9 protein-coding genes are annotated in these 12020 nt (G+C 67.0%); 8 read left to right on the top strand and 1 reads right to left on the bottom strand.

What is annotated here, in order from left to right; all coding sequences use genetic code 11:
- Positions 1-16 precede the first annotated feature (16 nt).
- The 6 genes from V5F68_RS15060 (at position 17) to cobT (ending at position 9523) form a co-directional block, all read left to right on the top strand.
- Positions 17-1009, top strand: coding sequence for a Gfo/Idh/MocA family oxidoreductase (locus V5F68_RS15060; protein WP_394013341.1), 993 nt, complete (start codon positions 17-19; stop codon positions 1007-1009).
- Positions 1010-1032: 23 nt separating this feature from the next.
- A complete protein-coding gene (locus V5F68_RS15055) occupies positions 1033-2187 on the top strand; it encodes a DegT/DnrJ/EryC1/StrS family aminotransferase (protein WP_394013340.1) in 1155 nt (384 codons plus the stop codon).
- Between the two features lie 146 nt (positions 2188-2333).
- A complete protein-coding gene (gene murJ / locus V5F68_RS15050; protein ID WP_394013339.1) occupies positions 2334-3902 on the top strand; it encodes a murein biosynthesis integral membrane protein MurJ in 1569 nt (522 codons plus the stop codon).
- A 140-nt stretch (positions 3903-4042) separates the two neighbouring features.
- A complete protein-coding gene (locus tag V5F68_RS15045) occupies positions 4043-5233 on the top strand; it encodes an efflux RND transporter periplasmic adaptor subunit (RefSeq protein WP_394013338.1) in 1191 nt (396 codons plus the stop codon).
- 12 nt (positions 5234-5245) lie between these two features.
- Positions 5246-8452: an efflux RND transporter permease subunit gene (locus tag V5F68_RS15040; protein WP_394013337.1), complete on the top strand. Its 3207-nt coding sequence runs from the start codon at positions 5246-5248 to the stop codon at positions 8450-8452.
- Positions 8453-8497: 45 nt separating this feature from the next.
- Entirely contained in the window at positions 8498-9523 is a 1026-nt protein-coding gene (cobT, locus tag V5F68_RS15035; RefSeq protein WP_394013336.1) for a nicotinate-nucleotide--dimethylbenzimidazole phosphoribosyltransferase, read from the top strand.
- Between the two features lie 7 nt (positions 9524-9530).
- On the opposite strand, the gene V5F68_RS15030 is transcribed toward cobT, so the two are convergent.
- Entirely contained in the window at positions 9531-10688 is a 1158-nt protein-coding gene (locus V5F68_RS15030; RefSeq protein ID WP_394013335.1) for a sensor histidine kinase, read from the bottom strand.
- A gap of 144 nt (positions 10689-10832) precedes the next feature.
- Between V5F68_RS15030 and V5F68_RS15025 the strand changes: the two genes are divergently transcribed.
- Together V5F68_RS15025 and V5F68_RS15020 are read left to right on the top strand one after the other, a co-directional pair.
- Entirely contained in the window at positions 10833-11318 is a 486-nt protein-coding gene (locus V5F68_RS15025) for a thermonuclease family protein (protein ID WP_394013334.1), read from the top strand.
- A gap of 67 nt (positions 11319-11385) precedes the next feature.
- Complete coding sequence (locus V5F68_RS15020) at positions 11386-11997, top strand: glutathione S-transferase family protein (protein ID WP_394013333.1); 612 nt, start codon at positions 11386-11388, stop codon at positions 11995-11997.
- Positions 11998-12020: the final 23 nt, after the last annotated feature.

Below are 12020 nucleotides of genomic sequence, written 5' to 3'. Positions count from 1 at the left end.
AAGAAAGAGGCCTCTCATGGCTCAGGATAGAGCATCACTGGGGCAGCGCCGCATCCGCGTCGGCGTTACCGGCATCGGCATCATGGGCTCCAATCACGCCCGGGTCCTTTCCCAATTGCCGGGCGCCGAACTGGTGGCCATCGCCGATCCCGACGCCGGGCAGGCCGGCCGCGTCGCCGGCTTTCTGGGCTGCCAGGCGGTGCCGGATCATCATGCGCTGCTGGAACTCGGTCTCGATGCCATCATCGTCGCCGCGCCGACCCATCTGCATCACCCCATCGCGCTCGACATCATCAATGCCGGCACCTCGGTACTGGTGGAAAAGCCGGTCGCCTCCACCGCCGAACAGGGCCGCGAGATCATCGCCGCGGCGCGCGCGCGGGGCGTGACGCTGATGGTCGGCCATGTGGAGCGCTTCAATCCCGCTGTTCAGACGGTGAAGGAAGCCATCCGCGGCGAGGACCTGCTCTCCATCGCCATCACGCGGGTGGGACCGTTCCCGCCGCGCATGTCCAATGTAGGCGTGGTCATCGATCTCGCGGTGCATGACATCGACCTGATCCGCTGGTTCACCGAATCGGACATCGTCGAATTGCAGCCGCAGACCTCCAGCGCCATGGCCGAGCGCGAGGATATCGCGCTGCTGCAGTTCCGCACCGCCTCGGGCGTGCTGGCGCACATCAACACCAATTGGCTGACGCCCTTCAAGGCGCGCACGGTGCATGTGGCGACCCGCAAGAAATACGTGATCGGCGATCTGCTGACCCGCCAGGTCACCGAATGCTTCGACTATCGGCCGGACGGCGCCTATTCCATGCGCCACCTGCCGGTGGCCTATTCCGAGCCGCTGCGCACGGAGCTGGAGAATTTCCTCCAGGCGGTGCGCACCGGCAATCCGCCGCCGGTCACCGGCGAAGAAGGTGTCGCGAGCCTGGAAATCGCCATTGCCTGCCTCAGCGAGCGCGCCGAAGCGAAGGCGCGCACCGCCCGCCTTCGAGCCGCAGGCTGAATGGCCCCCTTCAAGGACTTATCATGACATCTCATGTGAAGGCACAGATGGCACCGATCCCATTCATTGACCTCGCGGCCCAGCGCCAGCGCATCGGCACGAAGATCGATCAGGCCGTCCAAGGCGTGCTGAATTCCTGCCGCTTCATCAATGGCCCCGAAGTGTCCCTGCTGGAGGAGCGGCTCGCCGCGTTCGCCGGCTCGAAATATGCCGTCGCCTGCTCCAGCGGCACCGATGCCTTGGCTCTGCTGCTGATGGCCTGGGACGTGAAGGCGGGCGATGCCGTGTTCTGCCCGGCCTTCACCTTCTGCGCGACGGCCGAAGTGGTTCCGTGGGTCGGGGCGACGCCGGTGTTCGTGGACGTGAAGGACGACACCTTCAACATGGACCCGGAGAGCCTGGAACTGGCCATCGCGACGGCGAAGGAATACGGCCTGATCCCTAAGGTGGTGATCCCGGTGGACCTGTTCGGCCAGCCGGCGGATTACGATGCGATCCTGCCCATCGCCGAGCGGCATGGTCTCAAGGTGCTGGCCGATACGGCCCAGGGCTTCGGCGGCACCTGGAACAACAAGCGCACCGGCAGCATCGGCGATGCCGCCGCCACCTCCTTCTTTCCCGCCAAGCCGCTCGGCTGCTACGGCGATGGCGGCGCGATCTTCACCGATGACGCGGATCTCGTCACCGTGCTCAAGAGCGTGCGCGAGCACGGGCAGGGCGTCGACAAATACCAGAACGTGCGCATCGGCATGACGGCGCGGCTCGATACCATCCAGGCTGCGGTGCTGCTGGAAAAGCTCGCGATCTTCGAGGACGAGATCGCGGCGCGCGAAAAGGTGGCCGCGCGCTACAACGCGCTGCTTGCCGATGTGGCGGCGGTGCCGTTCGTCGATCCGCGCGCGACGTCGGTGTGGGCGCAATACACCATCCGGCTCGCTCCCGGCCGCCGCGACGCGCTCGCCGATGCGCTGAAGGCGGAAGGCATTCCCACCGCCGTCTATTATCGCATTCCCATGCATCTCCAGCCGGCCTATGGCGCCTATCCGGCCGCGGCGGCGATTCTGCCCGTGGCGGAAGCGCTGTGCGAGGAGGTCATCAGCCTGCCGATGCACGCTTACCTGGATGAGGCGACGCAGGATCGCATCATCGCCGCCGTGCGCCGGGCACTCGCCGACTAGCAGGCGGTCCTTGCGGCGCTGGTCCCCGGGTCCATGCCTTTGGGGGAGCGGGTGGCTTTCGCTTATGCTGCGCACACGATTCGGCGCGCCGGGCTGCCCCGGCGCGTTTCGCGCGCATCCGTCCGTCTGTCACGAAAAGCCGGTTCATGTTCCGCAACATCCTTTCCGTCGGCGGGCTGACGCTGCTCTCGCGGCTCGCCGGTTTCGTGCGTGATGTGGTGATGGCCGCCGTGCTGGGCGCGGGGCCGGTGGCGGACGCATTCCTCGTCGCGTTTCGTCTGCCCAACCATTTCCGCGCCATCTTCGCAGAGGGCGCGTTCAACGCCGCCTTCGTGCCCACCTATGCCCGGCTGAAGGAACAGGGCGGGGTGGCCAGCGCGCGCGCCTTCGCCGATGAGATCCTCACCGCCATGGCCCTGGTCCATGGCGTGCTATTGGCGGGAGCACTCGCCTTCACGCCGCAATTCGTCGGCCTGCTCGCCCCTGGCCTTGCCGATGATCCGGAGCGGTTCGCGCTCGCCATCACGCTGACGCGCATCACCTTTCCCTATCTGGCGCTGATCTCGGTGGCGACGCTGATCTCCGGCGCGCTCAATGCCTCCGATCGCTTCGCCATGGCGGCGGCGTCGCCCATCCTGCTGAATGTGTGCATGGTCGGCACGCTGCTGAGCGCGGCGGCCTTTCCCACCGCCGGGCATGCGGCGGCCTGGGGCGTGCTGCTCTCCGGCATCGGGCAGGTGATGCTGGTGGGCTGGGATGCCGAGCGCACGGGCATCGGCCTGCGGTTCGGGCGACCGCGTCTTGATCCGGGCACGCGGCAGTTCCTCAAGGGCCTCGGCCCCGCCATCATCGGGTCTGCCGGGGTTCAGATCGCCTTGTTCGCCGATACGATCATCGCCACCTTCCTGCCCACCGGCGCGCTGTCTGCGCTTTATTATGCGGATCGCATCAATCAATTGCCGATCGGCGTGGTGGGTATCGCCATCGGCACGGTGCTGCTGCCTGAGATGTCGCGCCGGCTTGCCGGCGGCGATGATGCGGGCGCCGCCCACGCGCAGGCCCGCTCCATCGAATTGGCGGTTCTTCTGGCGATGCCGTTCGTGGTGGCGGCGCTGCTGATTCCCGATCTGACCATGCGGGCGCTGTTCGCGCGCGGCGCGTTCACACGCGGCGATGCGGCGGAAGCGGCCGCCACATTGCAGGCCTACGGCATCGGCCTCCTCGCGTTCGTCGTGGTGCGCGCCTTCATCGCCCCGTTCCATGCGCGTGGCGACACGGCGACGCCAATGAAGGCGGCCTTGCTGGCGGTCGCCATCAATGTGGCGCTGAAGTTCGCCCTCATGGGCACGCTGGCGCAGGTGGGCCTCGCCCTCGCGACCGCGCTTGGCGGCTGGATCAATCTCGGTCTGCTAATCTGGTTCGCCCGCCGGCGGGACCTGCCCGTGGGCGATGGAACCTTGCCCGGCAATCTGGTTCGGCTTGCGGTATGCGGCTTGGTGCTGGCGGCGGTGCTACTGGGCGCGGGTCCCCTGGCGGCAAAGCTCACGGCGGGCTTCACCTTCGCTCGCGAGGAAGTGATCTTTGTGCTGGTGGTGGGCGCAGGGGGGCTCGCCTACGCGCTTTCCGTTTGGGCAATGCTGGGTCGCAAGTTCCTGCAGGGTTTGGCCCGGAGGCGCGCGGCTGGCGCGTTGGAGGCCCCCAGACGGGCCGATTGACGCTTTAAAGCGTTTTGCATCGCACATTGCTGTGCTATTCGACCTTCGCTGGTGACGTGGCTCGTCGATTGCGGAAGGCGCCGCCCGTTACCCTGACAATCAAGAGGCGCCGCGTGCGGTGCCTGTCGGAGCAGATTTTCATGTCCGTATCGGCCCGCCTTCCGCTCGCCGCTCTTCTTTCTGCCGGTTTTGTTCTCGCGGGGTGCAGCCAGCCGCAGCAGCAGGCCGCGCCACCGCCGCCGGCCGTGACGGTCGCGAAGGCCAAGAGCCAGACCATCACCGATTATGACGAATATGTCGGGCGCTTCGTTGCGATCAATGAAGTGAATGTGCATGCGCGGGTCTCGGGCTATCTCTCCCAGATCCACTTTACCGACGGTCAGTTGGTGAAGGAGGGCGACCTCCTGTTCACCATCGACCAGCGGCCGTTCAAGATCGCGCTCGATTCTGCGCAGGCGAACCTGGCGGTGGCGAAGGCCAATCAGGATTTCGCCACCGGCGACCTGGAACGCGCCCGCACGCTGCTGCAGGACAAGAATTCCAACGCCATCTCCAAGCAGGCGTTCGACCAGCGCACCCAGACCGAGCGCACCGCCGCCGCCACCGTGCAGGCGCAGGAAGCGGCCGTTGCCTCGGCCAAGCTCGATCTGGAGTTCACCGAGCTGCGCGCGCCGGTCGCGGGCCGTATCGGCGATCGCCGCGTGTCGGTGGGTAATTACGTGCTCGGCGGCGCTGGCGCCTCGCCCACGCTGCTGGCGATCATCGTGTCCACCGACCCGATCCGCTTCGAATTCACCTTCGATGAGGCCTCGCTGCTGCGCTACCAGCGCCTCAACGACGGCAAAGAGCTGACCGGCGGGCCGGTAAAGCTGAAGCTGATTGACGACAAGAGCTTCGTGCATGTCGGCAAGATGGACTTCCTGAACAACGTGGTCGATCGCGCCACGGGCACGATCCGCGGCCGCGCCTTGTTCGAGAATAAGAACGACCTGTTCCGTCCCGGCATGTTCGCGCGCATCCAGCTGCCCGCCTCCGCGCCCTATCAGGCGCTCACGGTGCCCGACTCGGCCATCGGCAGCGAGCAGTTGCGCAAGTTCGTGTACGTGGTCGGCCCCGACAATGTGATCCAGCAGAAGTTCGTGGTGATCGGCCAGCTGGAGGGCAATGCGCGGGTGATCAAGTCCGGCCTCGCGCCTGAGGATCTGGTGGTGGTGAATGGGCTGATGCGTGTGCGTCCGGGCGTGAAGGTCACGCCGCAGGAAGCGCCTGCCCCGACCGGCGCCGCGCCTGCAGCTGCGAATTCAGGTTCAAGCACCGCCACGGCGAAGTGAGGAGAAGACCCCATGCGCTTCTCCCATTTCTTTATCGACCGACCGATTTTCGCGTCCGTCGTTTCGGTGGTCGTGCTGATCCTGGGTGCGGTGTCCTACCTGCGCCTGCCGGTTGCCCAATATCCCGAAATCGCGCCTCCGGTGATCACCGTGACCGGCCAATATCCCGGCGCCAGCGCCGAGGTGGTGGCCGAGACCGTGGTGACGCCCATCGAGCAGCAGATCAACGGCGTGGAGGGCATGCTCTATGTCTCCTCCAATTCGTCCGCTGACGGCCGCTTCTCCATCTCGGTCACCTTCGACCTCGGCACCAATCTCGACATCGCCCAGGTGCAGGTGCAGAACCGCGTGGCCATTGCCCAGCCGCGCCTGCCGCAGGAAGTGCAGCAGATCGGCATCGTGACGGCGAAGAGCTCGCCCGATCTGATGCTCGTCGTCAGCCTCTATTCGCCCGACGGCTCGCGTGACCCGCTGTTCATCTCCAATGTGGCGAACGTCCAGATCAAGGACGTGCTCTCGCGTATCGACGGCGTCGGCTCGATCACCGTGTTCGGTGCCCGCGACTATGCCATGCAGGTGTGGCTCGACCCCGCGCGGCTCCAGGAACTGAACCTCACGGCGGGCGACGTGGTCACCGCGCTCCAGGCGCAGAATGTCCAGGTGGCCTCGGGTGTGCTGAACCAGCCGCCCGTGCCCGAGCAACGCGCGTTCCAGATCGCCGTGCGGACCCTCGGCCGTCTCTCCGATCCTACCCAGTTCGGCAATGTGGTCATCAAGCAGACCAACACCGCCCTGGTACGGCTGAAGGACGTGGCGCGCGTCGAGATCACCGCGCAGGATTATTCCTCGACCTCGTTCCTCGACCGCGACGTCGCCATTTCGCTCGGCGTGTTCCAGCGCCCCGGCTCCAACGCGCTGTCCACCGGCAATGCCGTGGTGGCGAAGATGGCGGAGCTGGGCAAGGATCTGCCGTCCGGTCTGAAGTACGCGATCTATTACAACCCCACCGAATTCATCCAGCAATCTGTCGAGGCGGTGATCCACACCATCGGCGAGGCCGTGGTGCTCGTGGTTCTGGTGGTGATCCTGTTCCTCCAGACATGGCGCGCGGCGATCATCCCGATCCTGGCGATCCCGATCTCGCTGGTGGGCACCTTCTTCGTCATGACGCTGTTCGGCTTCTCGCTGAACAATCTGTCGCTGTTCGGCCTGGTGCTGGCCATCGGCATCGTGGTGGACGACGCGATCGTGGTGGTGGAGAACGTGGAGCGCAATATCGAGGCGGGGCTCAGTCCGCGCGATGCCGCCTACAAGACCATGGACGAGGTCGGCGGGGCGCTGGTGGCGATTTCGCTGGTGCTCTCGGCGGTGTTCATTCCCACCGCCTTCATCACCGGCATCTCGGGCCAGTTCTATCGCCAGTTCGCTCTGACCATCGCCGGATCGACCCTGATCTCGCTGCTGGTTTCGCTGACCCTTTCGCCCGCCATGTGCGCACTGCTGCTGCGGCCGCACGCCCATGAGGACGCTCCGGTCGCCTGGTATGCCCGGCCCCTGGTCGGCTTCTTCCGCATCTTCAACCGCATGTTCGAGGGCTTGGGCAACGGCTATGCCTGGATGACCCGGCGGCTGGTGCGCATCGTCGCGCTGGTGCTGATCGTCTATGTGGGCATCGTCGGCTTTGGCGGCTATCTGTTCGTGACGACGCCCCAGGGCTTCATCCCGCAGCAGGATCGCGGCTATCTGATCGTCGCGGTGCAATTGCCGCCCGGCGCTTCCATGCAGCGCACCGAGGCGGTGATGAAGGCGGCGGCGGACCAGGTCATCGGGACCCCCGGCGTCGGCCATATCATCAACATCGCCGGCTTCTCGGGGGCGACCTTCACCAACGCCCCCAACGCCGGCGCCATGTTCGTAATCCTGGAGCCGTTCTCCCAGCGCGGCGGGGATCCCACGCGCACCGCGACCGCGGTACAGGGCCAGTTGTTCCGCAAGCTCGCCTCGATCCAGGAAGCTTTGCTGATCGTGGTGCAGCCGCCGCCGGTCAACGGCATCGGCAATGCCGGCGGCTTCCGCATGATGGTGGAGGACCGGGTCGGCGCCGGCTATCCGGCGCTCCAGGGCGCGGTTTACGCCATGATGGGGGCTGCGGCGAAAACCCCCGGCCTGATGCAGGTCTATTCGCTGTTCGAGACCTCGACGCCGCAGATGTATCTCGACATCGACCGCTCCAAGGCGCAGTTGCTCCAGGTGGACGTGGGCAATGTGTTCGCGGCGCTCCAGACCTATATCGGCTCGAGCTATGTGAACGACTTCAACCTGTTCTCGCGAACCTTCCGCGTGCAGGTGCAGGCGGATGCCCCCTACCGCCTCGATCCGAAGGACATCCTCGCCATCCGCGTGCGCAATGCGGCGGGCGACACGGTGCCGCTCGGTTCGTTCACGACCATCTCGGACATTTCCGGGCCCTATCGCGTGCCGCGGTACAATCTGTATCCGGCGGCGGAACTCGACGGCAGTCCGGCGCCCGGCTATTCCCAGGGCCAGGCGATGGACATCATGCAGAAGCTCGCGGCGCAGGTTCTGCCGCAGGGCTTCTCCTATGAATGGACCGCGCTCGCCTATCAGCAGCAACGGGCCGGCAACACCGCCATCTTCGCCTTCGCTCTGGGCGTGGTGTTCGTCTTCCTGGTGCTGGCGGCGCAATATGAGAGCCTGACCCTGCCACTGGCGGTCATCCTCATCGTGCCCATGTGCCTCGTCGCGGCGCTCCTCGGCGTGATTTTGCGAGGTCAGGACAACAACATCCTGACCCAGGTCGGCTTCATCGTGCTGATCGGCTTGGCGGCGAAGAACGCGATTCTGATCGTGGAATTCGCCAAGCAGCTGGAGGACCAGGGCCACGGACGGCAGGAGGCGGCGGTGGAAGCCGCACGGCTGCGCCTGCGCCCCATCGTCATGACCTCGCTCGCCTTCATCCTCGGGGTGGTGCCCCTGGTTTGGGCGATCGGCGCCGGCGCGGAATTGCGCCAGGCGCTCGGCACGGCGGTGTTCTCCGGCATGATCGGCGTGACCCTGTTCGGCCTCATCTTCACGCCGGTGTTCTACGTGACGGCACGCTGGCTGGCCGCGCTCGGGAGAAAGCCCGTCAAGGACGGTTCCGGCGACCATCCCGCCGGGCCGCATCCGACAGGTGACCATCCTGCGCCGGCGGAATAGAAAGGTGCGCGGCAGAAGCCGCGCATCATTCCCATCGAGATCGTCATGCACGCTGTCGAGACTGGCCTTCCCTTCGACGATATCCGCCACCTGATCGCGACCTTGCCCGGTCCGGACGAGGCGGCGCGCGCCGCCGCGCGGGACCGGCAGAGCCAATTGGTGAAGCCGCCCGGCGCCCTCGGGCGGCTGGAGGATATCGCCGCTCATCTTGCGGCCTGGCAGGGCAAGGCCATGCCCACGGCGGACCGGCCCATGGTCGCGGTGTTCGCCGGCACCCATGGCGTCACGGAACGGGGCGTCTCGCCTTATCCCAATTCCGTCACCAAGCAGATGCTCGACACTTTCACCGCGGGCAAGGCGGCGGTGAACCAGATCTGTGCCACCTTCGATGCCGGGCTGCGGGTGTTCGATCTCGCGCTCGACCTGCCCACCGGCGACATCACGCAAGAAGCAGCCCTGGACGAACGCGCCTGCGCCGCCACCATGGCGTTCGGCATGCAGGCGATTGCCGGCGGCGCGGATGTTCTGGTCCTGGGCGAAATGGGCATCGGCAATACCACGGTCGCCGCCGCCATCTGCCACGGCCTCTATGGCGGCACGGCGGAGGAATGGGTGGGCGCCGGCACCGGCGCGGCCGGCGAGGTGCTGGCCCGGAAGATCAACGCGGTGCGCGAAGCGGTGGAGTTGCACCGGGCCGCGCTGGGCGATCCTTTGGAAGTGCTGCGTCGTCTCGGCGGGCGCGAACTGGCCGCCATGGCGGGCGCCATCATCTCCGCGCGCCATGAACGGGTGCCGGTGATCCTCGACGGCTATGTGGTGACCGCTGCTGCCGCTGTGCTCCACGCGATGGACCCGACCGCCCTCGACCATTGCCTCGCGGGCCATGTCTCAGCCGAGCGGGCGCACCGCCAACTGCTGGAAAAGCTTGGCCTCGAGCCGCTGCTGGACCTCGGCATGCGGCTCGGTGAGGGGTCTGGCGGCGCGCTGGCGGTAGGCATCGTCAAGGCGGCGGTGGCCTGCCATCGCGGCATGGCGACGTTTGCCGAAGCGGGCGTTTCCGACAAGGAATAGGAGCCGCCTATTCTGCGGCCGGTGCGAAGCGCGGCTGCCGGGCGGCGCCCGCGTCCGCATGATCTTCTTCCGCCGCAGGCAGCGTCCGCGTGGCGGGAAAGGTGACCTGCGCCCGTGTGCCGCCGCTCGGCCGCTTCTCCAGCGTCAGGGTTGCCCCGTGCAGGGCGGCAAGGCCGCGCGCAATCGCGAGGCCGAGCCCGGCGCCGCGCCCGGTGGTCAGATCCAGCCGGCTTTCGTGATGGCTTGCGGCCAGGGCGAACGGCAGCTCGGCTTCACCGATGCCGGGGCCGGTATCCTCTACGGCGAAGAAGGGCGTGCCCGTGTCGGTCAATCCCGCGTGAAGCGTCACCGCGCCGCCGACCGGCGTGAACTTGACCGCATTCGCGAGCAGGTTGAGCGTGATCTGGCGCAGGGCGCGCTCGTCCGCCCACAGGCGCGGCACGGGCGGAGGGGCGAGGCAGCTGAGGCGGATCGCCTTCGCATTGGCCGCGAGCCGCATCATATGGGTGCAATCCTGGGCCAGAGCCTCCAGCGAGACGGCCGTTTCCAGCAGCGTGCGGTGGCCGGTCTCGATCCGGGCAACGTCCAATATGTCATCGGCAAGCGCCAGCAGATGGCGCCCGGACGCATGGATGTCGCGGGCATAGTCGCCGTAGGTGGGAACCGCATGGCGGCCGAGCACCTCCTGGGCCATCATTTCCGAGAAGCCGAGCACGGCATTCAGCGGTGTACGCAATTCGTGGCTCATCTCGGCGAGGAAGCGCGACTTGGCCGCGTTTTCGGCCCGCGCGTCGGCGACCGCCCGTTCGGCGCGCGCGCCTTCTTGTGCTTGGGCCGTCGCCGCGCGTTCACCAGCGTCGAGCGCGCGATACAGGCGCCGCGCGTGCAGGGCGGCGTAGGCCACAGCCACGGCGCACAGGCCGGCATACAGGCTGGCGGGGTGGAAGAGGACGGCAAGACCGGCGAGCCCGAGGGCCGCCACGGTGGCCGCCAAAAGGCGCCCGGCGGCCTGCCGCGCCTCCACGTGGGCAATGCGGAGGGGGCTGTCTGGCTGCGGGACGGGGCCGGTCGATATGCCTTGCGCCTCACGGAATCCGCCGCGCTCCATCCCGGCCCCTGAGGGGGCGAGGGCGGGGCGAGCGCCAGAGCCGAAGGGGCGTTCCATGGCCCAAACCTTCCGCGCTCCCGCCGGGCAGGTGAGTCTGCCGCCGGGAGGTTCCGCAATGACTCCTGCTTGAGGAGGGTTAACGAAACCTTAACGCGCCTCCCTCGTGTTGACCATGCGCACGAGAATCGCGTTCTCCACCCTATGCGCCTGCGCGATCTGCTCACCGCCGCCGCCCTGCTGCTCGGCCTTGCCGCGCTGGCGGCGCTTCTCACCCGCGCCGACGAAGTGGCGGGGCCGGCTTTCGCCATCGACGGCGATACGCTGCGCATCCTCGATCTTCGGGTGCGGTTGGACGGCATCGACGCGCCCGAACTGGCGCAGACCTGCGAGGCGGCCGAGACCCTCTGGCCTTGCGGTGCCGAGGCGCGCCGCAGGCTGGAGGAACTCCTCGCGGTGCCCCTGGTGACCTGTCGCCTGCGGGGCACCGACGTGTATGGGCGCCGGCTCGGCACCTGCATCGCGAAGGGGCAGGACATCGCCCTCGTTCTGGTGCGGGAAGGCCTTGCCCTGGCGCTGTCGGGGACCGCCGCACGGGTGGCGCAGGAAAACGCCCAGCGGGCGCGCCGGGGCCTGTGGCGCGGCCGCTTCCAGCGCCCGGCGGAGTGGCGGGCCGAACATCCACGGTAAAGCGGTAAACACGTGCTTGACCGTGTGCGGCCTCCATGGTCAGTGCGGGAGCAACGGAGGCAACGCCATGAAGCTGTACCAGACGACCGGAGCGCCCAATCCCCGGCGCGTCTCGATCTTCCTCGCGGAGAAGGGCATCAGCGTTCCCACCGTGGAAATCAACCTGACCAAGCTTGAGCATTGGCAGGATGAATTCGTGAAGCTGCATCCGCGCCGCCGCGTGCCGGTGCTGGAACTGGACGATGGCACGGTCATCGCCGAAACCATTGCCATCTGTCGCTATTTCGAGGCGGTTCAGCCCGAGCCGCGCCTGTTCGGCACTTCGCCCACCGAACAGGGCGTGGTGGAGATGTGGCAGCGCATGGTGGAGATCGAACTCCTCATGGCGATCCAGTTCGCCTTTCGCCACCTGCATCCCCGCATGGCCGAGCGCGAGCAGCCCCAGGTCAAGGAATGGGGCGAGGCCAACAAGCCGAAAGTGCGGAACTTCCTGAACTTTCTCGATGGCCAGCTGGATGGCGCCCCGTTCGTCGCCGGCCAGAACTTCAGCGTCGCCGACATCACCGCCGCCGTTGCGATGGATTTCGCCGTGAATGCACGGATCGAGATTCCCGCCGAGCTGAAGAATATCGCCCGCTGGCGGTCCGAGATAAGCGCGCGCCCGAGCTTCAAGGCCTGAGCGTCCGGCCCTTTCGCAGCGTC

Source organism: Roseixanthobacter pseudopolyaromaticivorans (assembly GCF_043195145.2).
GTDB lineage: Bacteria > Pseudomonadota > Alphaproteobacteria > Rhizobiales > Xanthobacteraceae > NCEH01.
This window is presented reverse-complemented; position numbering and strand designations above follow the sequence as displayed.